Source organism: Azospirillum sp., assembly GCF_050789165.1.
The window spans coordinates 1-24,094 of record NZ_JBOZRT010000067.1 but is presented as its reverse complement, the minus strand read 5'-3'; the positions used below and the strand labels follow the sequence as shown (position 1 = coordinate 24,094).

Sequence of the window (24,094 nt, the reverse complement as noted above, 5' to 3'; positions counted from 1 at the left end):
CCCGCCGGCGCGCCGGCGGGCCCCGTTTCCTTAAAGGTCAGCAGCGGCCGGGCCGCAGGGTGCCGTTGCAGTTGCTGATGTCGCCGCCCTGGTAGCGCTGGAAGCCGCGCAGTTCCGACTGCACCATCCCGCCGCCCCGGGTCCGGCAGGTGGCGTACAGCGTGTCGCCGGACACGCTGACGTCCGTGCAGCTGCGCAGGTAGCTGCCGTTCGGCGCGTAGCCCTCGGCGGAGCCGTAGCGGCCGCCGTCGTCGCGGCTGGAGCCGGAGCGCTCGCCGCGATAGTAGCCGCCGCCCTGGCCGGTGCAGGTCAGCCGCCCGTTGATGTTCTCGATGCCGCCCGAACAATCCATCGCGTTGCGCAGCGACGACCGTATGCCCTCGCCGTTGCGGTTCGTGCAGGTGGCGGACAGCGTGTCGCCGCGCATCCGCACATTGCCGCAGGTTTCCAGGTAGGAGCCGTCGGGCACGCCCTGCGCCGACGCTGCACCGGCGGCCATCGCCACGGCGAAGGCCATGCAGGCAAAGACCTTCATGGGTAAGTCCTTTTCCCTGTTGCGCGTGCCGGTCGTGCCGCCGGCATCCGTGTTCCACGCCTATGAACGCTTCGATGTCTAAAATTGTTCCGCGAAACGCGCGTGCACGCGTGCGGACGTGGCACCCCGTCGGTGGTGGCGGGGTATGAAGCGTCGGGAAAAGGACAGGGACGCGCCGGTCCGCCTACTCGGCCGGAACCGGCTCGACGGTCGCCTGGAAGTCCTGCGCGGCCTGCATCATGCGGCGCGACAGCGCCCGGATCTCGGCCGCCGCGTCGGCGTAGCCCTGCTCGTCCTTCGGCAAGGCGCCGAGCGTGGCGTCGATCACCATCAGGCTGGTGCGGTTGCTCATCTGACTGAGCCGGCCGACGATGTCGGACCCACCCTTGCCGTCCGCGCTGGTGGTCCTGCTCATGGAAAGCCCCGTCCGACTGCTGGTCTTCGATGGTCGGGGAGGCTAATCGAGTCCGGTTAAGGGGCGGTTAAGCACCGTTGTATGCGCACGAACCGTGCCGGGGTGCGACAAACGGTCGCGTCACATTCGAACTAGGCGTGCGCCGTTCTGGATAGGAAAATGCGCTGCAACGCACAAAATCCGCCTCGCTCATTAGGCGGAGGTCCGAAAGTCCAGGGCCGTGCGACTTGTCGAGCCCTCTCCGAGTGTGGATAATGCCGGCCAAACGGGGGGCGGTCATACGCCACTCCAAAACGCCTTCGGGCTCAACCAGAAGTCAGCGGGGGAATCGCAAGCATATGTCGGACAACACCTACTTTCCCGTGAAGCCGGAGATCGCCAAGGCCGCCTGGGTCGACGAAGCGAAGTACAACACCATGTACGAGCAGTCGATGAACGACCCGGAAGGTTTCTGGGCTGAGCACGGCAAGCGGATCGACTGGATCAAGCCGTACACCAAGGTGAAGGACGTCAGCTTCACCGGCGATGTCCACATCAAGTGGTTCCACGACGGCACGCTGAACGTGTCGGCGAACTGCATCGATCGCCACCTGGCCACGCGCGGCGACCAGACCGCCATCATCTTCGAGGGCGACGACCCCGGCGTCTCCAAGCACATCACCTACAAGGAGCTGCACGAGAACGTTTGCCGTCTCGCCAACGTCCTGAAGAAGAACGGCGTCAAGAAGGGCGACCGCGTCACCATCTACCTGCCGATGATCCCCGAGGCCGCGTACGCCATGCTGGCCTGCGCGCGCGTCGGCGCCATCCACTCGATCGTGTTCGGCGGCTTCTCGCCGGACAGCCTGAAGGACCGCATCGTCGACTGCGACAGCCACTTCGTCATCACGTCGGACGAGGGCCTGCGCGGCGGCAAGCGGGTTCCGCTGAAGGCGAACGCCGACAAGGCCGTCGCCGGCGCGCCGATGGTCAAGCACGTGCTGGTGGTCAAGCACACCGGCGGCGACGTGGCGTGGACCGCGGGCCGCGACCTCTGGTACCACGAGGAGGTCGCCTCGGTCTCCGCCGACTGCCCGCCGGAGGAGATGAACGCCGAGGACCCGCTGTTCATCCTCTACACCTCGGGCTCGACCGGCAAGCCGAAGGGCGTGCTGCACACCACCGGCGGCTATCTGGTCTACGCGTCGATGACGCACCAGTACGTCTTCGACTACCACGACGGCGACGTCTACTGGTGCACGGCGGACGTGGGCTGGGTGACGGGCCACAGCTACATCGTGTACGGCCCGCTGGCCAACGGCGCCACCACGCTGATGTTCGAGGGCGTGCCGACCTATCCGGACGTCTCGCGCTTCTGGCAGGTGGTCGACAAGCACAAGGTCAACATCTTCTACACCGCCCCGACCGCCATCCGCTCGCTGATGCGCGAGGGCGAGGGCCCGGTGAAGAAGACCTCGCGCGCCAGCTTGCGGGTGCTGGGTTCGGTCGGCGAGCCGATCAACCCCGAGGCGTGGCTGTGGTACTACAACGTGGTCGGCGACGGCCGCTGCCCGATCGTCGACACGTGGTGGCAGACCGAGACCGGCGGCATCCTGATCACCCCGCTGATCGGCGCCATCGGCCAGAAGCCGGGTTCGGCCACCAAGCCGTTCTTCGGCGTCAAGCCGATCGTCGTGGACAACGAGGGCACGATCCTGGAAGGCGAGACCGAGGGCAACCTCTGCATCGCCGACTCTTGGCCGGGCCAGATGCGCACGGTGTACGGCGACCACGAGCGCTTCGTGCAGACCTACTTCTCGACGTTCAACGGCTACTACTTCACCGGTGACGGCTGCCGCCGCGACGCCGACGGCTACTACTGGATCACCGGCCGCGTGGACGACGTGATCAACGTGTCCGGCCACCGCATGGGCACGGCCGAGGTGGAGAGCGCGCTGGTGGCGCACCCGAAGGTCGCCGAGGCGGCCGTGGTGGGCTACCCGCACGACCTCAAGGGCCAGGGCATCTACGCCTACGTCACGCTCAACGCCGGCGAGACGCCGTCGGAGGAGCTGCGCAAGGAGCTGGTGAACTGGGTCCGCAAGGAGATCGGCCCGATCGCCTCGCCCGACCTGATCCAGTGGGCGCCGGGCCTGCCGAAGACCCGCTCGGGCAAGATCATGCGCCGCATTCTGCGCAAGATCGCCGCCAACGAGCACGACGCGCTCGGCGACACCTCGACGCTCGCCGATCCGGGCGTGGTGACCGAGCTGGTCGAGAACCGCATGAACCGCGCCTGATCTTCCGGTCGGACGCGTGCGTTACGGACCAGGGGCCTTCGGGCCCCTGGTTTCGTTTCGGGGAGTCAGTCCGGCCGGCGCCAGCCGTCCGGCCAGTCGTCGAAGGCGCCGACCTCCCGGCCGTCGACGATCAGCGTGTAGAAGGCCTCCGCCGGGAAGTCGTTGACGCGGACCAGCCACGCGCGGCCGTCCACGGTGGCGGCGTAGGGGAACTCCGCTCGTCCGGTGGGCTGCCAGGACACGGCCCTGCGCAGGCTGTCGCCGAGGGTCATGGGGATGCGCTCGCCGGTTTCACGCCGTACTTCCCGTTGTAGCCGGCATCCGTGCGGTTGGCGCTGCCGACGATGGCCTCGTACGCGGCGTCGCCGTCCAGGCCCTGGCCGCGGTTCTGGGCGACCAGCTGGTCGAAGGTCGGGCCGTCCGGATTGCCGTACTTCTCCCGGTCGCGTGCCCGCAGGACCGCGACCTCCTGCTTGTTCTGCATGTACGCGCGGGCCTGGATCCGCGCCTCGTGGCGGATCTCATAGGCCCGGCGCGCCCGCTCCTCGGCGCCGAGCCCCTGCCGCTGCCACTGCCGGTCCAGCAGCGGGATGACCGCGACGCGGTCGTTGTACCATTGCCGGATCTCCGCGTTGGTCTGCGGCTGCTGGACGGTGTCGGCGGCCGTCGGCTGGGCGACGTCGCCCGCCCGCACCGGCACCGGCCCGGACCACACCAGCAGCAGGGCGGCCAGGGCGAGCAGCAATCGTCGAAAAGCGTGCATGGGGTGCGCTCGCGTCTGTGGGGTTGCGCCGGTCGGAACGGCCGCGCGCAGCCCTACAGTACGTCGCGCCGGACCCAATCTCCAGTATGGCCCGCCGGAACTCGGATCACTTCGCCGAGCCGTCCCCCGAACCGGCCGACGATCCCGAGCCGGTGCTCTCGCCCTTCAGACCGGTTTCGCCCTTCGCCGCGTCCGGAACCCGGCCGATCGGCCCCTGGTCCTTGGTCTCGATGGCGTTCTTCTGCTTGTCGGTGCGGCGCTCGCCCATCCGGTTGTTGTCCTGGTCGCCGGTGCCGAACCAGGACTCGCCCTGGATCGCCGGGGGCGTGCCGAGATCGCTGCCCTTGCCGCTGCCGCCGTCGGCACTCTTGCCGTCCTGCGCCGCCAGCGCCGCCGAACCCAGCGTCAGCGCCGCGGCCGCGGCCAAGCCGGTCCAAACCGTCCGCATCGCGTTCTCCTCCGTGATTGCTTAGTGGCGTGGTTGGTTGGGGAGGGGAACGCGCGGCGCCGGCTTGGCGTTCCGCCCGGCTTGACCTTCGTCAGGTTCGGCGATCGGGCGGCCCGCTAGGATGGCGCCGCCGTTCCCCAGGGAGACCACGATGCTGCGCCGCCTGTCCGTCCTCGCGTTCCTGCTCACCGCCAGCCTGCCCGCCGGGGCCGAGACCCTGGCGTGCCCCGACATGAGCACCGCCGTCCAGGCCGGCACCTGCCCGACCAAGGCCGAGCTGGAGTACGGCTTCGACACCTATTGCGCCGCCGACGCGCGGATGATGGACAAGGAGACGGTCTGCAAGGACTTCGAGATGTACCGCGCGCTGAAGAACACGGCGCTGTGGGAGTCCGGGGCGTTCCAGGGCTACCTGTCCTGCAGTCTGACGCCCGAGCAGGTCCGCGCCGCCAAGCCGCTGTCGGTCGCCGTCGGCCGCGCCGGCACCGTGCAGCGCGTCGCCTGCACCTACGACAACGAGACGGTGATGGCCACCCGCACCCGCGCGGCCTGCACGCCGAACGGCCCGACCAGCGTCGACTGCCCGGCGCGCTGACCCACGTCAGCCCTCCGCCCCGGCGCACCAGGAGCGGCGCCGCTCGCCGTGGTAGGGGCGGACCAGCCCGGCGTCGAGCAGCGACTGCGACAGGTCGGCGCCCGTCGAGGTGAGGACGCGGGCGCGCACCCGGCCGCCGTACTTGTCGGCCTGCACCTCCAGCAGCCGGGCGCGGCCGTCGGCCAGCAGGCGGCGGGCGAAGTCGCGCGCCGCCTCGGCCTTCTCCTTCTCTTCCGCGCAGTGGGCGCGCAGTTCCGGCGCGTCGATGCCGGACAGGCGAACGTGCGTCTCCACCGCCTGGCCCAGCCAGATGGTGGCGCGCACGGCAAGCGTGTCGCCGTCCAGCACGTCGAGGACCTCCGCCGGGATGGGGCCGGGCAGCGGCGCCGGGCCGGCGTGCGCGGGCGCGGCCAGCAGAAGCGTGGTCAGAAGCAGGGGCAAGCGCACGGCGGCAGCCTCTTGGCCAATGGGCATCGCGCCCGGAACGCGCCAAGGCTACGCTCAAGCTAGGAACGGATCAAGTACGTAATAGGTATCAGATCCTGCACACATATGTGTGCAAGGCGATAAATCCTAGAAGTCCGAGCAGCGGCCCTTGAACTCCCAGTCGCCGTAGCGGGTCGGCTCCGGACCCTTGGGGCCGCCGATCTCGCCGGGCTTCTGTTCCGGACCCTTGAGCAGGGAGTCCGCCGGGGGCGTCGTTTCGACGCTGGCCGGTGTCTTGGAAACCGTCGTGTCGTCGCTCATGATCCTCCTCGCCGTCCTCTTGAAGGGGGCAACGGGCCAAGCCCATATCATCTTACGGGTAGGGACGGGAAGCCCCGTCCATCCACATGTAGGAATTCCAAGGGGTTATGACCAGCTATCTGAAGACCACGGTGCTGCTCGCGGGCCTGACGGCGCTGTTCGTCGGCATGGGCTACCTGCTGGGCGGGCGGGGCGGCATGATGATCGCCTTCGTCATGGCGTTGGGCATGAACCTCTTCACCTACTGGAACTCCGGCAGCATGGTGCTGTCCATGTACGGGGCACAGGAGGTGGACGCCTATTCGGCGCCGCAGTTCTACGGCATCGTCCAGCAGCTGGCGCAGCGCGCCGGGCTGCCGATGCCCAGGGTGTACGTCATCCACTCCGACCAGCCCAACGCCTTCGCCACCGGCCGCAACCCGGAGAACGCCGCCGTCGCCGCCACCACCGGCCTGCTCAACATGCTGAGCGCCGAGGAGATCGCCGGCGTCATGGCGCACGAGCTGGCGCACGTGAAGAACCGCGACACCCTCATCATGACGGTGACCGCGACCATCGCCGGCGCCATCTCGATGCTGGCGAACTTCGGGATGTTCTTCGGCGGCTCGTCCTCGAACGACGAGCGCGGCGGCAACCCGCTGGGCTTCGTGGGATCGCTGCTGATGATGATCGTGGCGCCGTTCGCGGCGATGATCGTGCAGATGGCGGTCAGCCGCACCCGCGAGTACGAGGCCGACCGCATCGGTGCCGAGATCTGCGGCCGGCCGGACTGGCTGGCCCACGCGCTGGTGCGCATCCACGATGGCGTGGCGCGTTACGTCGAGCCGCACGCCGAGGCCAACCCGGCCACCGCGCACCTGTTCATCGTCAATCCGCTGCACGGCCGCAGCCTCGACAGCCTGTTCTCGACCCACCCGTCGGTGGAGAACCGCGTGGCCCGGCTGTACGCCATGGGCGGCGGCTATGCCCAGCCGTCCGGCCCGTGGGGCGGTGCCCGCCGCAGCCCGTGGGGGTGATCGCCTTTACCGATTGCCTTACCGATTGCATGGATTTCGGCCCCCGACTACGCTGCATTACCCTTTCGTATAGGGGTGGGCATTTGGGGGAAGCATGGCCGAGAATCAGAAATTCCGTCTCGTCACCCGGTCCGACTTCGACGGGCTGGTGTGCGCCGTCCTGCTGAAGGAGCTGGACATGGTGGACGACATCAAGTTCGTCCACCCGAAGGACATGCAGGACGGCAAGGTCGAGATCACGGCCCGCGACATCACCACCAACCTGCCCTACGTGGAGGGCGCCCACCTCGTCTTCGACCACCACCTGTCGGAGACCATGCGCGTCGGCAAGAAGCCCAACCACATCATCCACCCCGAGGCTCCCTCGGCCGCCCGCGTCGTCTACGACCATTTCGGCGGCGCGGCGCGCTTCCCGCGCGTCTCGGACGAGATGATGCGCGCGGTGGACCAGGCGGACTCCGCCCAGTACGGCCGCGACGACATCCTGAACCCCACCGGCTGGACGCTGCTGAACTTCCTGATGGACGCGCGCACCGGGCTGGGCCGCTTCCGCGAGTTCCGGGTGTCCAACTACCAGCTGATGATGGAGCTGATCGACTACTGCCGGCAGCACAGCATCGACCAGATCCTCGACCTGCCCGACGTCAGGGAGCGCGTCGACCTCTACACGCAGCACCGCGCGCCGTTCGAGGAGCAGCTGAAGCGCTGCTCCCGCGTCGAGGGCAACGTGGTCGTCCTCGACCTGCGCGGGGAGGAGACGATCTACGCCGGCAACCGCTTCATGATCTACGCGCTGTACCCCGAGACCAACATCTCGATCCACGTGCTGTGGGGCCTGAAGCAGCAGAACACGGTGCTGGCCTGCGGCAAGTCGATCATCGACCGCTCGTCGAAGACCAACGTCGGCGCCCTGATGCTGGAGTACGGCGGCGGCGGCCACCAGGCGGCCGGCACCTGCCAGATCGACAACGACAAGGCGGACGCGACGCTGGCGGAGATCGTGGCGCGGATGCGGGCGGACGGGTAAGCGTCCGCGCCGGGCCCCCCACCCAAACCCTCCCCATCTTCGACGGGGGAGGGCTTATTCCTCCCCCCGCGAAGTGGGGGGAGGTCAGGAGGGGGGGCGGCGCAAGAACGCTCCTCGACACCCCGCCCGCGGCGCGCTACATCCCGGGGATGACCGACGCCACCCTCGCCGCGCGCGTCGTCGCGCTGGACCTCCTGCGCGACGTTCTGCGCAAGAACCTGCCGTTCGACGATTCCTTCGACGCGCACCCCAAGCTCAAGGAGCTGGAGCCGCGCGACCGCGGCTTCGTGCGCATGCTCGTCTCCACCGTGCTGCGCCGGCTGGGCCAGCTCGACGCGCTGATCTTCGGCTGCCTCGACAAGCCCGGCCTGCCCAAGGCCGTCGTGCACGACGTGCTGCGCCTGGGCGCGGCGCAGCTGGTGTTCCTCAACACCCCCGCGCACGCCGCGGTGGACACCACGGTGGAACTGGCGGTCGCCGCCGGCGCGCCGCAGTACAAGGGCCTGATCAACGCCGTCATGCGCCGCCTCGCCCGCGAGGGTGCGGAGGCCGCCGGCCACCAGGACGCCGGCCGGCTCAACACGCCGGACTGGCTGTGGCTGTCCTGGCGGCAGGCCTACGGCACCGCCCGCGCCCGCGCCATCGTCGAGGCGCACCTGCACGAGGCCCCCCTCGACATCACCGTGAAGGCCGACCCGCCGGGCTGGGCCGAACGGCTGGAGGCTGCGGTGCTGCCCACCGGCTCGCTGCGCCGCGCGGCCGGCGGCTCGGTGACCGAGTTGCCGGGCTTCGACGAGGGCGCGTGGTGGGTGCAGGACCTCGCCGCCTCGCTGCCGGCCAAGCTGATCGGCGACATCCGCGGCAAGCGCGTCTACGACCTGTGCGCCGCGCCCGGCGGCAAGACGGCGCAGCTCTGCGCCGCCGGCGCCGACGTGGTCGCGGTGGACCGCTCGGCCAAGCGGCTGGAACGGGTGCGCGAGAACCTCGCCCGCCTGCACCTGTCGGCCGAGCTGATCACCGCCGACGTCGCCACCTGGGATCCGGGCGCGCCCGCCGACGCCATCCTGCTCGACGCGCCGTGCACCGCCACCGGCGCCATCCGCCGCCACCCCGACGTGCAGCGCCTGAAGACCGCCGAGGACGTGGCCAAGCTGTCCCGCGCCCAGGGGCGCCTGCTGGCGCACGCGGTGGACCTGCTGGCGGTCGGCGGCACGCTGGTCTACTGCACCTGCTCCATCCAGCCGGAGGAGGGCGAGGCGCAGATCGACCGCCTGATCGCCAAGGACCCGCGGGTCGAGCGCGTGCCCGTCACCGCGGACGAGCTGGACGGCCTGTCCGAGCCGATCAACGAACGCGGCGAGGTGCGCTCGCTGCCCGGCATGCTGGCCGACCGTGGCGGCATCGACGGGTTCTTTGTGGCAAGGCTGAGACGGTCGTCATAAACGTTAACGCCTCTCTTGCGGCCTTCGCGGCGAATTGATACGACACGAACCATGTCCTTGATGAATCGTCGCCGCGCGTCCGCTTTCGGCCCGGCCGGCTCCGCTTGCCGCGGGCCGGAGTGAGCGCCATGTCCGGGTCGCGCGACACGTTCGGCCGGTTCCGCGAGGGCGTCGCCCAGATCGCCTACGGCAATCCCATTTACCAACTGACGCTCGGCGGCCGCGCGCCGACGGCGCTGTCGGTGGTGCCGCCCGACCCCTGGCCGGGCGACGCCGACACCGGCACCCAGCTGCTGTCCGGCGTCTACCGCTTCGCCGGGCAGAAGGTCACCGGCCACCCGGCGGGCGAGCCGGAATGGCGGCCGCAGGGCGCCAGCCCGTTCTGGATCGCCGCGCTCAACGGGTTCGAGTGGATGCGCGACCTGCGCGCCGTTGGCGGCGACCAGGCGCGGCGGCTGGCCCGCGCGCTGGTGCTGTCGTGGATGGACCACAACGGCTCGTGGAACGCGCAGACCTGGGCGCCGGAGGTGCTGGGCGCCCGCATCTCCACCTGGATCGGCCTGCACGACTTCTACTGCGCCTCGGCGGACGACGAGTTCCGCATGCGCGTCTTCGACAGCCTCGCCCGCCAGACGCGCCACCTCGCCCGCGTCACGCCGGGCGCGCTGGAGGGCGCCGACCTGCTGGCGGCCGTGAAGGGCCTCGCCTACGGCGGCCTGTGCCTGCCGGGCAACGAGAAGCTGGCCGGCGACGCGCTGCGCCTGCTGGAGCGCGAGCTGCCGCGGCAGGTGCTGCCGGACGGGGGCCACGTCGAGCGCAGCCCCTCGGTCCAGCTGCGCGTGCTGCGCGACCTGATCGACCTGCGCGCGGTGCTGCGCGTCGCCCGCGTCGACACGCCGGAGGCGCTGCAGCACGCCATCGACCGCATGACGCCGGCCCTGCGCTTCTTCCGCCACGGCGACGGCGGGCTGGCGCTGTTCAACGGGGCGCGCGAGGAAGATCCAACGCTGATCGACGCCGTGCTGGCGCAGGCCGACGCCCGCGGCCGGCCGCTGAAGAGCGCGCCGCACACCGGCTTCGAGCGCCTCATCGCCGGGCGCACGCTGGTGCTGATGGACGCCGGCGCGCCGCCGCCGCCGGGCGTGGACGCCCGCGCGCACGCCGGCACGCTCTCCCTGGAGGTCTCCGTCGGCAAGGAGCGGCTGATCGTCAACTGCGGCGCGCACGCTGCCCCAGTCGGTCCCTGGCGCGCCGCGCTGGCCGGCACCGCGGCGCACTCCACCGTGTCGATGGCCGACACCAATTCGGCGGAGGTGCGCGAGGACGGCGGTCTGGGCCGCCGGCCCAGCCACGTGTCGTGCGAGCGGCAGGAGGTGGACGGCGCCGTCCTGGTGATGGCGACGCACAACGGCTACGCCCGCAACTTCGGCTACCTGCACCGCCGCCGCATCTACCTCGGCGAGAACGGCGAGGATCTGCGCGGCGAGGACCTGCTGGAGCCGGTGCTCGGCGCCAATCCGGGGGCGCAGCCCTTCACCGTGCGCTTTCACCTGCACCCGGCGGTGCAGGCGTCGGTGATCCACAACGGCCAGCAGGTGCTGCTGCGCCTGCCCAGCGGCGCCGGCTGGCGCCTGCACGCGGCCGGCGGCCTGCTGGACCTGGCGGAGAGCATCTATCTCGCGTCGGGCGACGAGCCGCGCCGCACCACGCAGATCGTGCTGACCGGCCATGCCGACGCCAACGGCACCACCGTGAAATGGGCCTTGCGCCGCGAGCGCAAGGGGGCGTAAATCCCCCGCGAATCTCCGGGTTGATGGCGTGTACCCCCACCCCAACCCTCCCCCGTCCAGCGGGGGAGGGAGTTTCGGCGTTTTCCCTCCCCCGCCCAGCGGGGGAGGGGCAGGGTGGGGGGCGTTACGCGGCCCGGTCTTGAACCGCAGGAGCCCACGTCGCCATGACCGCCGATACCGTCCGCATCACCCGCGCCCTCATCTCCGTCTCCGACAAGACGGGCCTCGTGGCACTCGGACAGGCGCTGGCGGCGCGCGGGGTGGAGATCCTGTCCACCGGCGGCTCGGCGCAGCGCCTCGCCGAGGCGGGCGTTCCGGTGAAGGAGGTCTCCGACCACACCGGCTTCCCGGAGATCATGGACGGCCGCGTCAAGACGCTGCACCCGCGCATCCACGGCGGCATCCTGGCCCGCCGCGACACGCACGCCGCCGCCATGCAGCAGCACGACATCCCGCCGATCGACCTGGTGGTGGTCAACCTGTACCCGTTCGAGGCGACGGTGGCGAAGGGCGCCGGCTTCGAGGACTGCGTCGAGAACATCGACATCGGCGGCCCCGGCATGATCCGCGCCGCCGCCAAGAACCACGACTTCGTCGCGGTCGTCACCGACCCCGAGGACTACGAGGCGCTGCTGGGCGAACTGGAGCGCAACGACGGCGCCACCACGCTGGCCCTGCGCAAGACGCTGGCGCAGCGCGCCTACGCCCGCACCGCCGCCTACGACGCCGCCATCTCCGCGTGGTTCGCCGGCCAGCTGGGCGAGACCTTCCCGCCGCGCTACTCGATCTCCGGCTCGCTCAGCCAGACCCTGCGCTACGGTGAGAACCCGCACCAGCAGGCGGCGTTCTACGTCACCGGCGAGCAGCGCCCGGGTGTCGCGACCGCCATCCAGCTCCAGGGCAAGGAGCTGTCCTACAACAACCTGAACGACACCGACGCGGCCTTCGAGCTGGTCGCCGAGTTCGAGCGCCCGGCCGTCGCCATCATCAAGCACGCCAACCCCTGCGGCGTCGCCGAGGGGGCCGACCTGCTGGAGGCGTACAACCTCGCCCTGCGGTGCGATCCGGTGAGCGCCTTCGGCGGCATCATCGCGCTGAACCGCTCGCTCGACGCCGCGACCGCGGAGGAGATCGCCAAGCTGTTCGCCGAGGTGGTGATCGCCCCGGACGCCGACGACGCGGCGCGCGCGGTGCTGGCGTCGAAGAAGAACCTGCGCGTGCTGCTGACCAAGGACATGCCGGACCCGGCGGCGCCGGGCATGATGATCAAGGCGCTGTCCGGCGGCTTCCTGCTGCAGAACCGCGACTCGGGCCGCGTCTCCCCGGCGGAGCTGAAGGTGGTGACCAAGCGCGCGCCGAGCGAGCAGGAGATGCGCGACCTGCTGTTCGCCTTCCGCGTCGCCAAGCACGTGAAGTCGAACGCCATCGTCTACACGAAGGACGGCGCCACGGTCGGCATCGGCGCCGGGCAGATGAGCCGCGTGGACTCCGCCCGCATCGCCGCCATCAAGTCGGCCGAGGCCTCCAAGGCCGCCGGCATCGCCGAGCCGCTGACCAAGGGCTCGGTGGTGGCGTCGGACGCCTTCTTCCCGTTCGCCGACGGCCTGCTGGCGGCGGCCGAGGCCGGCGTGACGGCGGTGATCCAGCCCGGCGGCTCGATCCGCGACAACGAGGTGATCGCCGCCGCCGACGAGAAGGGCTTGGCGATGGTCTTCACCGGCATGCGCCACTTCCGGCATTGACCGTTCCAATCCCTCCCCCTGCGGAGCAGGGGGAGGGAGGGGGGCTGCGGCCTCGGCATACACCCACGTTGCTGAGCAGTAAGCTCCTGAAAACATAGATATCTTCCCGTCATCCCCGCGCAGGCGGGGATCCATAAGTTCCACAATTGCGTGCTTCGGCAGTTATGGATCCCCGCCTTCGCGGGGATGACGGCTAAGCTATTGAAATGAGAGCGCGCTCGCCCCGCAACAGGTGCGTGCTGTTGAGCGGGGCTGGGGGAGCGACCTAGCGCCGGCCGAACATCATGCGGCCGAACAGGCTCGCCATGGTCAGCGGGCGCGTCGGCGCCGGGTCGAAGTCGTGGCCCGCGGTGCCGACGGAGTCCGCACCGTCCTCCACCGCCGCGCGCTCGGACTCGGGCACCAGCTGCACCACCTCGGCGGACGGAACCTGCTCCGCCTGTGCCTGTGCCTGTGCCTGCGCCGCCGCCATCAGGCGCGCCAGCAGGACGGCCGGGTGGTTCGAGAGGTCGCCGTCCCCTTCGCGGCCCTCGCCGCGGAACAGCGCCTCGTTGATGTTGGCGAAAGCCTCGATGTCCTTGATGTGCAACATACGCCGTGCCCTGCGCTGGATGCCCCTGCGGAGGCCCAAAGTTCGATTGTGCGCCGCAGCATAAGATTTTGCCAGAGAGAATATCCTCTCCGGCCTAGGATGCGCCCTGCACCGGGGCGGGCGGCGGCTCGCGCACGCCCAGCATCAGCAGGAACCCCAGTGCGAAGAACAGCATGGTCGAGGCCATGCCGGCGCGCTGGCTGGCGAACGCTTCCGTCGCCCAGCCCAGCGCCAGCGGGCCGAAGAAGCCGACCACCCGGCCCGACAGGCCGTAGAGCCCGAACATCTCCCCCTGCATGTGCGGCGGCGACAGCCGCGCCATCATCGAGCGCCCGGCCGCCTGCGCCGGCCCGAAGAACAGCCCGAGGCCGAGCGCCAGCACCCAGAACCACTGCTTCTCGGTCACCAGCAGCAGCGGCACGCCCGACGCCATCAGCCCGGCGACGCTGACCAGGATGGTGAGCCGCGCGCCGAACCAATCGTCGATCCAGGCGAAGCTCACGGCGCCCAGGCCCGCCACCACGTTGAGCGCGATGGCGAACAGCACGATCTCCTCGAAGCTCATGCCGAAGGTGCCGGCGGCGTAGATGCCGCCGAAGGCGGTGATGGTGTTGATGGCGTCGCGGTAGAGCGCGCTGGCGACCAGGAAGCGGACGATCTCCTTGTACCGCCGCGCCTCGCGCAGCGTGCGGCCCAGCGTCGCCAGCCCCTCGCGCACCGCCTGGGGCAGTGTCCGGCCGGTCGCCGGCTCGTCCGGCACCCAGAGGAACAGCGGGATGGAGAACAGCCCGAACCACGCGGCGACCAGCAGCGCCGTGGCGCGCACGTTCTCCTGGTCGGTGGTGGAAAACAGGCCGAACAGCGGCGCGTCGTTCTTGACGAAGCCGAACAGCGCCACGATCAGGCAGGCCAGCCCGCCGAAGTACCCGGTGCCCCAGCCCCAGCCCGACACGCGGCCGACCATGTGCTGCGGCGCCACGCCGGGCAGGGTGGCGTTGTAGAAGACGTTCGCCAGCTCGAAGGCGATGGTGCCCAGCCCCACCGCGACCAGCGCCAGCGTCATGGACGAGGGCTGCGGCGTCACCCACCACAGCACGGCGGTGAAGGCGACGGTCAGCGCGGTGAACAGCGCCAGCCATGGCTTGCGCCGCCCGGTGTGGTCGGCGACGGCGCCCAGAACCGGGCTGAGGATGGCGATGGCGAAGCCGGCCACCGCCATGGTGCGGCTCCAGGCGGCGGTGCCCGCCACCTCGTCCTGCGCCACGCCGCGGGTGAAGTAGACGGCGAAGATGAAGGTCGTGATGACCGTGTTGTAGGCCGAGTTCGCCCAGTCATACAGGCACCACGCGGCAACCGCGCGCCGGTCGAGGGTCATTCTGCGCTGTCCATGGCGGCTCTCCGGGTGGGAGCGCCATCCTAGCGGAAGCGTGGCGATGGGACAAACGCGATGGCCCCCTCCCTAACCCTCCACCTTCTTGAGGTGGAGGGAACTCCGCTGCTCTACCCCCTCCACCGCGCAGCTCTCGCGCAAGCGAAGCTTGCGCTGACGTGACAGGCGGATCCTCCGGATCCGCCGAGAGCGGGGGATGGCTGGGGAGGGGGCAAAAGCCGTGCCTACTCCTCGCGGTCGGCGGAGGGGCGCTTCTTCGGTGCGTCCTCGGCCGGCTTGACGTGGTTGGCGGCCTCGCGCAGGTGGCGTTCGATGGCGCTGTCGGGCACCTGGATGCCGGAGCCGGGGCCGCGCACCGGCTCCTCGGGCTTGGGCTGGTCGGTCATGACGTCCTCGCTCTTGGGTTGCTCGTCATAAGAGCAACAGCGCACGGCCGGCTGGGTTTCAGGCAAGCGCGGCTTCGGCGGGCGCCATGGCCGGGAAACGCAGGGTGAAGCGGGTGCCGCCGCCCTCGGCGGCGTCCAGGCGGATGCTGCCGCCCAGCTTGGCGGTCACCAGGTTGAAGACGATGTGCAGGCCCAGGCCGGTGCTGCCGGCGCCGCGGCGGGTGGTGAAGAACGGGTCGAAGACCTTGGCGCGGTGCTCCTCCGGGATGCCGCGGCCGTCGTCGGTGTAGGTCAGCTCGACCCAGCCGAGCTGCGGGCGGGTGACGGACAGCCGCATCACCCCCGTCCGCCCCGGCGGGTAGGCGTGCGTCACCGAGTTGACCACGAGGTTGGTGACGATCTGCGCCAGCACGCCGGGGTAGCCGTCCACCTCGATGCCCTCGGGGCAGTCCAGCTCGACGCGGTGGCCGGGCTTCTTCCAGGTCGGCGACAGGCTGAAGACGATCTCGTCCAGCCGCGGCTTGAGGGCGAAGCGGCGGCGGTCGTCGCTGGTCTGGTCCACCGCCACCTGCTTGAAGCTCTGCACCAGCTCCGCCGCGCGGGCGATGTTGGAGGTCAGCAGCGCGGAGATCTCCTCGGCGTCGGTGATGAACTGCTGGAACTCCGAGCGCTTGAGCGTGCCGCCGCCGGCCGCGGCCTTGATCCGCTCGGTCTCGCCGGCCAGGAAGCTGGCGCCGGTCAGCGCCACGCCGAGCGGCGAGTTGATCTCGTGCGCCACGCCGGCCACCAGCTGCCCCAGCGAGGCCAGCTTCTCCGATTGCACCAGCTGGGTCTGCGCGGTGACCAGCTGCTCGTTGGCGGCGCGCAGCTCGCGCTCGCGCCGGCGGTCCTCGGTGACGTCCAGGTAGACGCGCACCATGCCGCCGTCCGGCATGACGTTGCGGCGCACCTGGATGATGCGCCCGTCGCTGAGGTCCATCTCCTCCGGCCCCGCCTCGAAGGCGAAGGGCAGGTCGGCGCGGATCGTGCCCTCGCCGACCAGCGCCGACAGCATGTCCTCGTAGCGCAGCCCCTCGCGGAAGGCGAGGGAGGGGAAGATCGCCTCGGCCCGGCGGTTCCACACGCGCAGCCGGTGGTCGGCGTCGAACACCGCCAGCGCGTCGCTCATGCTGGCCAGCGTCGCCTGCAGGCGCTGCGACTGGGTGCGCAGCTCGCGCGTGCGCTCGGCCACCTGGAACTCCAGCTCGCGGGTCAGCGCGTTCAGCTCGTCGTAGAGGCGGGCGTTCTCCAGCGCCGCGGCGATCTGCGCCGCCAGCAGCCGCGGCGCCTCCAGCCGCTCGGCGACGAAGGCGGCGCGCGTCAGGTCGTTCTCCAGGTACAGCACGCCGACCAGCGCGCCCTGGCGCAGCAGCGGCAGGCACAGCACGGAGCGTGTCGCCCGCCCGTCCACGTACGCGTCCCCGGCGAAGCGCGGGTCCTCGGCGGCGTCGGCCAGCACCAGCGGCTCGCGCGTGCGCGTCACGTAGGCGACCAGCGAGGCCGGCGCGCGCGCCTCGGCCGAGGCCTCCAGCGGCTCGGGCGGCAGGGCGCGGTACGCGGCGCGCTCGGCGTCGCCCTCGGCGGCGACGTGCAGCGCCCCGTCGGCGGGGCCCATCAGCAGCACGCCGCGCACCGCCCCGGCGGTCTCCAGCACCGTGCGCATCAGCGTGCCGAGCAGCGCGTCGCGGCGGATCTCGCCGGAGATCGCCTCGGCCGCGCGCAGGATCGCCGCCACGTCCAGCCCGCCGGCGTCGCGCACGGTCGATGTGGTGTAGGTGCCCGACAGCGGCCCGGCGCCCGGCCAGACGCGCAGCAGGGCGGGGTGCCGGCGCTCCAGCTCGCGCACCTTGGCGGTGGCGCCCCAGCGCTCGTAGCCGTCGCGCGCCTGCGCCCGGTAGGCCAGCGCCGGGGTGTCGCGCCCGCGCTCCTCGTAGAAGGCGGCGGCGCGCTCGTTGGCGATCGCCTCCTCGCCGACGAAGCCGTTCTCGCGGGCGGCGGCGATGGCGGCGTCGTAGGCGCGCTCGGCCGCCGTGACCCGGCCGCGCCGGCGCAGGTGCTCGGCGTCCAGCAGCAGCAGGCGGTGGCGGTGGTTGCGCGGCCCCAGCGCCGCCAGCGTGCGGAAGCGGCGCCGCGCGTGCGGCAGGCGCGCCGGGTCGGCCAGCGCCAACAGCAGCAGCGCCAGCGGGTAGTTGGTGGTCGCGCGGATCTGGTCGAGGTGGCGGGTCAGCGCCGTGGCGATCCGCGTCGCGTCGGGCGTGCCGAAGACCACCGCCAGGTGCAGCTTCATCAGGTGCACGTTGGCCAGCATCAGGACGTTGCGGGTGGCCTCCATTTCGGCCAGCGTCGCGTCCTCGTCCATGTGCGCGCCGTGCAGGCGCGAGGGCTGGGCCGAGCCCTCCAGCAGGATGGCCGTCGCCTGCTCGAACAGGGTGAGGACCTTCGCCTGCAACGTGTTGCCGATGCGCTGGAGCAGGCGCTTCACCTCGGCGGTGTCCTCGGCGAAGTCCGGCAGCCGCTCCCCCGTCAGCCAGCCGCAGCGCAGCCATTGCAGCAAGTGGTAGCCGGCGCCCTCGCGGTCGCCGACGACCAGCGCCTGCTCGTAGGCGGCGCGGAAGCGCGGGCGCAGCGCCGGGATCGGCTCCGCCCAGTGCCAGCCGAAGGCGAGGAAGCCGAACACCACCCGCGGCGTGACGCCGAAGCCCTCGGCGGCCAGCACCTCGTCCACGCAGGGGCTGTGCTTCACCGCGTCGCGCCACGCCCCGGCGAAGCTGCACAGCGTCACCCAGGCCGACAGCGCCACCACCCGCATCGCCGGGTCGCCGGAGCGCAGCGCCAGCTCCACCGCACGGAAGGCGATGGGCACCGCCATGTCCTTGCGGGCGTACAGCACGCCGCCGAACACCACGAACACCAGCCGCGCCAGCGCCTTGAGGTCGGCGCCGCCGTAAAGCCCCTCTCCCTTCAGGGGAGAGGGGTTGGGGAGAGGGTCGTTACGGCTCGCAGAGCCGGATACAGAATCGTTGGCGGCCTGCCGGCCGCTGCCCCCCTCTCCCCAACCCCTCTCCCGCAAGGGGAGAGGGGCTTTGGAGGCCGCGGCGTGACGGGCCAGCATCAGCCGCCCGCGCAGCAGCGTCGCCACGGCGGCCAGCCTGCTCCCGCGCTCCGGCAGCGTGACGCCCAGCGAGCGCAGCGCGGCCAAGCCGGCCTCCGTCGCCTCGGCGACCTCGCCGCGGGCGACCAGGGCGGTGACGCGGATCAGGTGGGCGCGGATCGTCTCGCGCGGAGCGCGGGCGTGCGCCAGCGCGTCGGCGCACAGCCGCTCCATCATCTCCGCCTCGCCGCACACGCCGGCGGCGTCGGCGGTCTCCTCGTGCAGCGCCAGCGCCAGCGCGTGGTCGGTCCCCCACGGGGCGTCGCCGAGCAGCGCCAGCCCGGCGCGGCCGTAGCCGAACGCCGGCTCCGACGCGCCGGACGCCAGCGCTCGCCGCGCCGCGGCGAGGTTCAGCGCGGCGATGCGCAGCCGTTCCACAACGTCGCCGATCAGCGCGTGCGCGCGGTTCAGGTGGTCGAGGATGTCGAACAGATCCTCCGACCGCTCCGGGTCCGGCGTGCCGGACAGCAGCCGGCGGCCGGTGCGCAGGTGCACGGCGGCGCGCTCGCCTTCGGGGATCAGCGAGTAGGCGGCCTGCTGCACCCGGTCGTGCAGGAAGCGGTAGCGCACCTTCGGCCCGGCGCCGTCCGCCGTCGCGGCGGCGACGGTGCGGTAGGCGCCGTCCAGCGGCAGCACCAGCCCCTCGCGCAGCGCCGGCACCAGCGCCGCGGCCAGCTCGGCCGCCGGGGCGTCGCCGGCCGCGGCGAGGTCGGCCAGCTCGAACCGGCCGCCGACGCAGGCGGCGATGCTCAGCGTCGCGCGCGTCGCCGGGGCGAGGCGGCGGATCTTCTCGACCATCAGGTCGACCACGTTGTCGGTGCTGTCGCGCTGGGCGATGCGCGCGGCGTCCCAGGTCCACAGACCCGGCGCGCGGTCGAAGGCGATCAGCCCCTCCTCGTGCATCGCCAGCAGGAACTGGCCGAGGAAGAACGGGTTGCCCTGCGTCTTGGCGCGGCACAGCGCCGCCAGCTCGTCCACGCGCCCGTCGTCGCGGCGCGTCGTCTCCGCCACCAGCCGGCGCACGTCGGTGGCGGTCAGCGGCCCGACGCGCAACCGTTCCACCGGGCAGCCGTCGTCCTTCAGCCGCCTGGCCAGCGCGGCGACCGCGGCGGCGTCGCTGTCGTCGTCGCGGCAGGCGCCGATGACCAGCAGGTGCTTCATGTCTGGGTCGGCGATCAGCCTTTCCAGCAGCGCCAGCGACGGCCGGTCGGCCCATTGCAGGTCGTCGAGGAACAGCACCAGCGGCCGCTCCGGCCCGGTCAGCGCCGCGACGAGGTTCTGGAAGGTCAGCTGGAAGCGGAACTCCGCCTCGCTGGGCGCCAGCTCCGGCACCGGCGGCTGTTCGCCCAGCAGCAGCGCGAAGGCGGGGATCAGCTCGGTCACCACGGCGCCGTTGGAGCCGACGGCGCGGCGGACCGCCTGCGCGCGCTCCGCCAGCTCCGCCTCGCTGCCGGCCAGCAGCTGGCGGGCCAGCGCGTCGAAGGCCTGGATGACGGCGGAGTAGGGGATGGTGCGCTTGATCTGGTCGAACTTGCCCTCGACGAAGAAGCCGCGCAGCGCGGTCATCGGCTTCTGCACCTCGCGCACCAGCGCCGACTTGCCGATGCCGGCCGGCCCGGCGATCAGCAGCAGCTCGGCCCGGCCCTCGACGACGCGGCCGAAGCTGGCCAGCAGCGCCGCCACCTCCGCCTCGCGGCCGTACAGCGTCTCCGGGATGGCGAAGCGTTCGGAGCGGTCGTGGCGGCCCAGCACCAGCTTCGGCTGCTCGCCGGCCTCCAGCGCCGCGGCGCAGGCCTCCAGGTCGGCGATCAGGCCGGCGGCGCTCTGGTAGCGGGCCTCCGGGTCCTTGGCCAGCAGCTTCATGACGATGGCCGACACCGCGGTCGGCACGCCGTACTCCAGCGCGTGCGGGGTGGGCGGGGTGCGGGCGATGTGGCCGTGCACGACGCCCAGCGGGTCGGCGTCGCCGAACGGCGGCCGGCCGGTCAGCAGCCGGTACAGCGTGGCGCCCAGCCCGTAGAAGTCGGCCCGCCAGTCCACCGAGCGGTTCATCCGCCCGGTCTGCTCCGGCGCCATGTAGGCGACCGTGCCCTCCAGCGTGCGCACGTCGGCGGGGGCGGCGGATTCGCGGGCCAGCTCGGCGGCGATGCCGAAGTCGATCAGCTCCACCGTGCCGGTGGCCTGGTTCCAGACGATGTTGGCCGGGGTGACGTCCTTGTGGATCATGCCGGCGGCGTGCACGCGCCCCAGCGCCGAGGCCACCGCGATGCCGATGCGCAGCGCCTCCGGCACGCCCAGGCGGCCGCCCTCCAGCAGCCGGTCGAGGCTGGCGCCGCCGCTGTCGGGCATCACCAGGATCAGCCCCTCGGGCGAATCCTCGACGCCGTCCACGGCGACGATGCCGGGGCCGGCGAGGCGGCGGGCGATCTCGGCCTCCCGGCGGAAGTGCGGCACGTCGGCGGTGCCGGGGCGCGGGCGTTCCAGGCGCTTCAGCACGACGGGGGCGCCGTCCCCGGCGCGGCGGGCGCGCAGCACCGTCACCAGCGTGCCGCGATAGAGCACGTCCTGCACCTGGAAGCCCGCCGCCGCCATCATCGCCCCATCTCACCGGGCTCTGCGTCCCGGACTGCGAACGCGACTATACAGAGGCAATCGGGGGTTGGAACAGGGGAGTGGTGCCGCCGTATCAGTCCGCGATCGGGCGCAGCAGCAGGCGGATCTCGTCGCCGTGCGTGGTCTTGCGGACGCACTCCCAGGCGCGCTCCTCCAACTCAGGGTAGAGCAGCATCGGGTCGCGGTCGTGGTGCACGACGATCTCCTGCGCCTCGCCCGCCTCGATCAGGCGCAGCACGGCGGTCATCGGGCCGGGCGGGACGAGGCCGCGCACCTCGATGTGCATGACGTCGCCCTCGCGCCACGCCTCGCCCGGCTTGCGCAGGGTGGGCAGGCCGATGTCCGAATCGTCTGGCGGGCCGCCGTCGCGGTGGAAGCAGATGCGCCAGTGCCCCGGCCCGGCCGGGCGGCCCTGCGACATCAGGCCCTTGCCGGCCAGCACGCGGCGCAGCGGCGCCGGGTCGAACGGCGCCTCCAGGATCAGGTAGCCGCCGGGCGGCACCGCGTCGGCCGCCTGCAGAACCGCGGCGAAGGGGTCGCGCCCCTCGGCCAGCATCGGGCGGACGTCCACGGTGGCGGCGCCGGTCCGCTCGGCCTGCGCGAACCAGTCGTTGGCGGCGGGCGCGGGCGCCGGCGCGGGCGGGGCGGCGGGCGCCGCGCCGGCCAGTTCCAGCAGCCGCTCCACCGGCACCCCGGCGATGGCCGCGGCGTCGGCGAGGTGGATGCGCCCGGCCGGGACGTTGCCGGACTCGAGCAGCCGGCTCAGCGCGTTGTCGGGGCCGAGGCCCTCGGCGAGGCGGTCGGCGAGGCCGGGGTCGGCGCGCAGCGCCTGGGCGAGGGAGGTGTCGGCGGTCAGCGGCATGGCGGCGCCTCAGGGAAGCCAGTAGAGCGGATCCACCCCGAACACCAGGGGGTGGGCGTGGAGGATGGCGGCGTACAGCGCCAGCCCGCCGAGCACCCGCCCGACCCCGATCTCGCCCCACACGAGGCGCTGGCGGCCGGACAGGATGGCGGCGAAGGGCACGGCGCTGGTCTCGGCGCGGAAGGCGGCGGCCTCGGGCGCGGGGGAGCGGCGCAGCACCCAGTCGTTCTTCACCATGGCGAACAGCGCGATGGCCGCCATGGTCGCGAACAGGATGACGCGCCGGGCGTCGCCGGTGGCCTGCAAATGCAGCAGCGCCCACAGCAGCAGGCCCATGGAGCCGGGAAAGCGGGTGATGCGGTAGATGCCGGCGGCCGGGCGGGGCGCCGCCGGCTCGCCGAACTTGGTCGTCACCCGCGCCACCATCAGGATGAAGGCGACGGGCATCAGCGCGACGGCCAGCTTGGCGGCGTCGTCGGCGGGGAAGAACAGGTGGCCGGCGGTGTCGGCCCCGCGGTAGGCCAGCACGAACAGCGTCAGCGTCGCGATCGACAGCAGCGAGTGCAGCGTCATGAAACCCGGCCGCCCCAACCGCCCGAGCAGGGCCGGGCGCACCCCCGGCCAGGAGGGCACGGCGTGGCTGAGGAACAGCAGGATGGCGGAAGCGAGGTACAGGAGGGTCGGCATGGGTCAATCTCCGTCCGCACTGTACAGCATGGAAGCCGGGTGGTGCGTCTTGACGATGGTCAAGTTGGCTGGCAGCGAACGGAACCCGCGCCCCACGGCCGGGGTTCCACCCGCGGGGTGGAGCTGGATATGCACGTGCCTTGCGGTGCTGCATGTCCCTGACTTCAAGAACTTAACCGTCATCCCCGCCTTCGCGGGGATGACGAACCGAGGCTTCCCGTAGAGTGGGGGCGGGAGAGCGCATGACCGAATGGGTCACCGGAATCGTGGCGGAGTTGGGCTATGGCGGGATCTTCCTGCTGCTGGTGCTCGCCCGCGTCGTGCCGCCGGTGCCGGCGGAGACGGTGATCCCGCTGGCCGGCATGGGGGCGGCGACCGGCACGTTCAACCTCGCCGCGGTGATCCTGGCCGGCGGGCTCGGCTCGGCGGTGGGGGAGCTGTTCTGGTACCTGCCGAGCCGGCTGCTCGGGCGCGAGCGCTTCGTCGCCTTCCTGCGCCGGCACGGCCGCTGGATCACCGTGAAGCCGGAGCAGGTGGAGCAGGCGACCGACTGGTTCGCGCGGCGCGGCGGCATCGCCGTGCTGCTGTGCCAGCCGCTGCCGGGGTTGCGCACGCTGATCTCGATCCCGGCCGGGGCGTGCGGGCTGCCGCTGGCGCCGTTCTTCCTGTACGCCGTGGCGGGCTCGTGCGTGCAGGTGTCGACCCTGGCGGTGACCGGGTACCTGGTGCGCTCGGGCTTCCCGCAGCTGGCCGACTACGTGGTGTCGGCGGCGCTGGCGATGGCGGCGGCGGTGCTGGTGGCGTACGTGGTCCGCGTCGTCCGCCACCGGGGGAGCGGCTGAGGAACATTCGCCCCACCGCGGGCGTTGCTGGGGCGTTCCGTCGAGAAGGAAGCCCCGCCATGACCCGCGCCGCGTTCGCCGCCGTCCTGATGTCGTTCGGTCTCGTCGCCTGCGTGAACGACATTCCCCCGCCCACCGCGCAGATGGGCGCCTCCAGCCAGGCCATCCTGACCGCCGAGCGGGCCGGCGCCGCCGTCTACGCGCCGGTCGAACTGCAGGACGCGCGCGCCAAGATGGTGGCCGCCGACGCGGCGATGCGCGCCGACAACCGGATCGAGGCGCGCCGCCTCGCCGAGGAGGCGCAGGCCGCCGCCAACCTCGCCACTGCCCGCACGCAGACCGCGCTCGCCCAGGGCGCCGCGCCGCCGGCGCCGCTGGCCGGCAGCTCGACCACCGTCACCACCACGGTGCCCGCCCCGCCGCCGGCCTACGGCGGCCCGACCTCGTGGAGCCCGCAGGGCATCCAGCCGAGCGGCTCCACCACCACGACCACCACGACCACCGGTCCGCTGCCGGCGTGGACGCCGGACACCACCACCTCGGTCGAGGCGGGCAAGAGCGTCAGCGTCGGCGTGCCGCGCTGACGACGTTTTACCCCCACCCCCTCCCTTGTATGTTGATGATCGAGTAAAGTGAGTGCGACGGATCGGTCCGGGGCGGGTGGCCACCCGCCCCGGACCGCCGGGCGGCAGCCCGGCCCGACCCAGGCCCGTGAGGCCGCGCGGGCGCAGGG

At 71.8% G+C, this 24,094-nt stretch carries 22 protein-coding genes; 9 read left to right on the top strand and 13 right to left on the bottom strand.

Features of this window, described 5'->3' with window-relative positions:
* Window positions 1–37 precede the first annotated feature (37 nt).
* Entirely contained in the window at window positions 38–535 is a 498-nt protein-coding gene (locus ACRWK7_RS15735; protein ID WP_431857210.1) for a hypothetical protein, read from the bottom strand.
* Between the two features lie 184 nt (window positions 536–719).
* Window positions 720–950, bottom strand: a complete 231-nt coding sequence (locus ACRWK7_RS15730) for a hypothetical protein (protein WP_431857209.1) — start codon at window positions 948–950, stop codon at window positions 720–722.
* A 338-nt stretch (window positions 951–1,288) separates the two neighbouring features.
* On the opposite strand from ACRWK7_RS15730, the gene acs reads away from it, so the two are divergent.
* Window positions 1,289–3,229 carry an acetate--CoA ligase gene (gene acs / locus ACRWK7_RS15725; protein ID WP_431857208.1) on the top strand — a complete coding sequence of 647 codons (1,941 nt, stop codon included), beginning with the start codon at window positions 1,289–1,291 and terminating at the stop codon, window positions 3,227–3,229.
* 65 nt (window positions 3,230–3,294) lie between these two features.
* Here acs and ACRWK7_RS15720 read toward each other — a convergent pair whose 3' ends face one another.
* The 3 genes from ACRWK7_RS15720 to ACRWK7_RS15710 all read right to left on the bottom strand — a co-directional run bounded on the left by ACRWK7_RS15720 (window position 3,295) and on the right by ACRWK7_RS15710 (window position 4,440).
* Entirely contained in the window at window positions 3,295–3,501 is a 207-nt protein-coding gene (locus ACRWK7_RS15720) for a hypothetical protein (protein WP_431857207.1), read from the bottom strand.
* On the bottom strand, window positions 3,498–3,992 hold the full coding sequence (locus ACRWK7_RS15715; protein WP_431857206.1) for a hypothetical protein: 495 nt from the start codon (window positions 3,990–3,992) through the stop codon (window positions 3,498–3,500). The genes ACRWK7_RS15720 and ACRWK7_RS15715 overlap by 4 nt, the downstream gene beginning before the upstream one ends.
* A 106-nt stretch (window positions 3,993–4,098) precedes the next feature.
* Window positions 4,099–4,440 (bottom strand): hypothetical protein, encoded by a 342-nt coding sequence (locus tag ACRWK7_RS15710; protein WP_431857205.1) that lies wholly within the window; start codon window positions 4,438–4,440, stop codon window positions 4,099–4,101.
* Window positions 4,441–4,591: 151 nt separating this feature from the next.
* Between ACRWK7_RS15710 and ACRWK7_RS15705 the strand changes: the two genes are divergently transcribed.
* Complete coding sequence (locus tag ACRWK7_RS15705) at window positions 4,592–5,035, top strand: hypothetical protein (RefSeq protein ID WP_431857204.1); 444 nt, start codon at window positions 4,592–4,594, stop codon at window positions 5,033–5,035.
* Window positions 5,036–5,041: 6 nt separating this feature from the next.
* On the opposite strand, the gene ACRWK7_RS15700 is transcribed toward ACRWK7_RS15705, so the two are convergent.
* Together ACRWK7_RS15700 and ACRWK7_RS15695 are read right to left on the bottom strand one after the other, a co-directional pair.
* The gene (locus ACRWK7_RS15700) at window positions 5,042–5,482 is read right to left on the bottom strand and encodes a thermonuclease family protein (protein ID WP_431857203.1); all 441 of its coding nucleotides are present in this window, start codon (window positions 5,480–5,482) and stop codon (window positions 5,042–5,044) included.
* 126 nt (window positions 5,483–5,608) lie between these two features.
* The gene (locus ACRWK7_RS15695; RefSeq protein ID WP_431857202.1) at window positions 5,609–5,782 is read right to left on the bottom strand and encodes a succinate dehydrogenase assembly factor 4; all 174 of its coding nucleotides are present in this window, start codon (window positions 5,780–5,782) and stop codon (window positions 5,609–5,611) included.
* A gap of 107 nt (window positions 5,783–5,889) precedes the next feature.
* Here ACRWK7_RS15695 and htpX point away from each other — a divergent pair, with 107 nt between their 5' ends.
* The 5 genes from htpX (at window position 5,890) to purH (ending at window position 12,799) form a co-directional block, all read left to right on the top strand.
* Window positions 5,890–6,798, top strand: a complete 909-nt coding sequence (gene htpX, locus ACRWK7_RS15690; protein WP_431857201.1) for a zinc metalloprotease HtpX — start codon at window positions 5,890–5,892, stop codon at window positions 6,796–6,798.
* Between the two features lie 94 nt (window positions 6,799–6,892).
* The gene (locus ACRWK7_RS15685) at window positions 6,893–7,825 is read left to right on the top strand and encodes an exopolyphosphatase (protein WP_431857200.1); all 933 of its coding nucleotides are present in this window, start codon (window positions 6,893–6,895) and stop codon (window positions 7,823–7,825) included.
* A gap of 149 nt (window positions 7,826–7,974) precedes the next feature.
* Entirely contained in the window at window positions 7,975–9,267 is a 1,293-nt protein-coding gene (locus tag ACRWK7_RS15680; protein ID WP_431857199.1) for an RsmB/NOP family class I SAM-dependent RNA methyltransferase, read from the top strand.
* Window positions 9,268–9,395: 128 nt separating this feature from the next.
* Window positions 9,396–11,057, top strand: coding sequence for a heparinase II/III family protein (locus ACRWK7_RS15675; RefSeq protein ID WP_431857198.1), 1,662 nt, complete (start codon window positions 9,396–9,398; stop codon window positions 11,055–11,057).
* Window positions 11,058–11,221: 164 nt separating this feature from the next.
* Window positions 11,222–12,799, top strand: coding sequence for a bifunctional phosphoribosylaminoimidazolecarboxamide formyltransferase/IMP cyclohydrolase (gene purH, locus ACRWK7_RS15670; protein ID WP_431857197.1), 1,578 nt, complete (start codon window positions 11,222–11,224; stop codon window positions 12,797–12,799).
* 265 nt (window positions 12,800–13,064) lie between these two features.
* Here purH and ACRWK7_RS15665 read toward each other — a convergent pair whose 3' ends face one another.
* From ACRWK7_RS15665 to ACRWK7_RS15640, 6 genes are all read right to left on the bottom strand, one after another.
* Window positions 13,065–13,391, bottom strand: coding sequence for a hypothetical protein (locus ACRWK7_RS15665; RefSeq protein ID WP_431857196.1), 327 nt, complete (start codon window positions 13,389–13,391; stop codon window positions 13,065–13,067).
* Between the two features lie 94 nt (window positions 13,392–13,485).
* Window positions 13,486–14,766, bottom strand: a complete 1,281-nt coding sequence (locus ACRWK7_RS15660) for an MFS transporter (protein ID WP_431857195.1) — start codon at window positions 14,764–14,766, stop codon at window positions 13,486–13,488.
* A 239-nt stretch (window positions 14,767–15,005) separates the two neighbouring features.
* Window positions 15,006–15,167, bottom strand: a complete 162-nt coding sequence (locus ACRWK7_RS15655) for a hypothetical protein (RefSeq protein WP_431857194.1) — start codon at window positions 15,165–15,167, stop codon at window positions 15,006–15,008.
* A gap of 58 nt (window positions 15,168–15,225) precedes the next feature.
* Window positions 15,226–20,952 carry an AAA family ATPase gene (locus tag ACRWK7_RS15650; RefSeq protein ID WP_431857193.1) on the bottom strand — a complete coding sequence of 1,909 codons (5,727 nt, stop codon included), beginning with the start codon at window positions 20,950–20,952 and terminating at the stop codon, window positions 15,226–15,228.
* Between the two features lie 91 nt (window positions 20,953–21,043).
* Window positions 21,044–21,832, bottom strand: coding sequence for a DUF2249 domain-containing protein (locus ACRWK7_RS15645; protein ID WP_431857192.1), 789 nt, complete (start codon window positions 21,830–21,832; stop codon window positions 21,044–21,046).
* A 9-nt stretch (window positions 21,833–21,841) separates the two neighbouring features.
* Window positions 21,842–22,519, bottom strand: a complete 678-nt coding sequence (locus ACRWK7_RS15640) for an NnrU family protein (RefSeq protein WP_431857190.1) — start codon at window positions 22,517–22,519, stop codon at window positions 21,842–21,844.
* Between the two features lie 242 nt (window positions 22,520–22,761).
* Between ACRWK7_RS15640 and ACRWK7_RS15635 the strand changes: the two genes are divergently transcribed.
* Window positions 22,762–23,361, top strand: a complete 600-nt coding sequence (locus ACRWK7_RS15635) for a DedA family protein (protein WP_431857188.1) — start codon at window positions 22,762–22,764, stop codon at window positions 23,359–23,361.
* A gap of 59 nt (window positions 23,362–23,420) precedes the next feature.
* Window positions 23,421–23,945 carry a DUF4398 domain-containing protein gene (locus tag ACRWK7_RS15630; protein WP_431857186.1) on the top strand — a complete coding sequence of 175 codons (525 nt, stop codon included), beginning with the start codon at window positions 23,421–23,423 and terminating at the stop codon, window positions 23,943–23,945.
* Window positions 23,946–24,094: the final 149 nt, after the last annotated feature.

Bases quoted from the DNA above. Each gene is read 5' to 3' on its own strand.
- ACRWK7_RS15715 (WP_431857206.1), bottom strand. From the start codon at position 3,992: ATGCACGCTTTTCGACGATTGCTGCTCGCCCTGGCCGCCCTGCTGCTG.
- ACRWK7_RS15705 (WP_431857204.1), top strand. From the start codon at position 4,592: ATGCTGCGCCGCCTGTCCGTCCTCGCGTTCCTGCTCACCGCCAGCCTG.
- acs (WP_431857208.1), top strand. From the start codon at position 1,289: ATGTCGGACAACACCTACTTTCCCGTGAAGCCGGAGATCGCCAAGGCC.
- ACRWK7_RS15665 (WP_431857196.1), bottom strand. From the start codon at position 13,391: ATGTTGCACATCAAGGACATCGAGGCTTTCGCCAACATCAACGAGGCG.
- ACRWK7_RS15630 (WP_431857186.1), top strand. From the start codon at position 23,421: ATGACCCGCGCCGCGTTCGCCGCCGTCCTGATGTCGTTCGGTCTCGTC.
- ACRWK7_RS15645 (WP_431857192.1), bottom strand. From the start codon at position 21,832: ATGCCGCTGACCGCCGACACCTCCCTCGCCCAGGCGCTGCGCGCCGAC.
- ACRWK7_RS15695 (WP_431857202.1), bottom strand. From the start codon at position 5,782: ATGAGCGACGACACGACGGTTTCCAAGACACCGGCCAGCGTCGAAACG.
- ACRWK7_RS15710 (WP_431857205.1), bottom strand. From the start codon at position 4,440: ATGCGGACGGTTTGGACCGGCTTGGCCGCGGCCGCGGCGCTGACGCTG.
- ACRWK7_RS15660 (WP_431857195.1), bottom strand. From the start codon at position 14,766: ATGACCCTCGACCGGCGCGCGGTTGCCGCGTGGTGCCTGTATGACTGG.
- ACRWK7_RS15680 (WP_431857199.1), top strand. From the start codon at position 7,975: ATGACCGACGCCACCCTCGCCGCGCGCGTCGTCGCGCTGGACCTCCTG.
- ACRWK7_RS15635 (WP_431857188.1), top strand. From the start codon at position 22,762: ATGACCGAATGGGTCACCGGAATCGTGGCGGAGTTGGGCTATGGCGGG.
- purH (WP_431857197.1), top strand. From the start codon at position 11,222: ATGACCGCCGATACCGTCCGCATCACCCGCGCCCTCATCTCCGTCTCC.
- ACRWK7_RS15655 (WP_431857194.1), bottom strand. From the start codon at position 15,167: ATGACCGACCAGCCCAAGCCCGAGGAGCCGGTGCGCGGCCCCGGCTCC.
- ACRWK7_RS15720 (WP_431857207.1), bottom strand. From the start codon at position 3,501: ATGACCCTCGGCGACAGCCTGCGCAGGGCCGTGTCCTGGCAGCCCACC.
- ACRWK7_RS15640 (WP_431857190.1), bottom strand. From the start codon at position 22,519: ATGCCGACCCTCCTGTACCTCGCTTCCGCCATCCTGCTGTTCCTCAGC.
- ACRWK7_RS15650 (WP_431857193.1), bottom strand. From the start codon at position 20,952: ATGATGGCGGCGGCGGGCTTCCAGGTGCAGGACGTGCTCTATCGCGGC.
- ACRWK7_RS15685 (WP_431857200.1), top strand. From the start codon at position 6,893: ATGGCCGAGAATCAGAAATTCCGTCTCGTCACCCGGTCCGACTTCGAC.
- ACRWK7_RS15735 (WP_431857210.1), bottom strand. From the start codon at position 535: ATGAAGGTCTTTGCCTGCATGGCCTTCGCCGTGGCGATGGCCGCCGGT.
- ACRWK7_RS15730 (WP_431857209.1), bottom strand. From the start codon at position 950: ATGAGCAGGACCACCAGCGCGGACGGCAAGGGTGGGTCCGACATCGTC.
- ACRWK7_RS15675 (WP_431857198.1), top strand. From the start codon at position 9,396: ATGTCCGGGTCGCGCGACACGTTCGGCCGGTTCCGCGAGGGCGTCGCC.
- htpX (WP_431857201.1), top strand. From the start codon at position 5,890: ATGACCAGCTATCTGAAGACCACGGTGCTGCTCGCGGGCCTGACGGCG.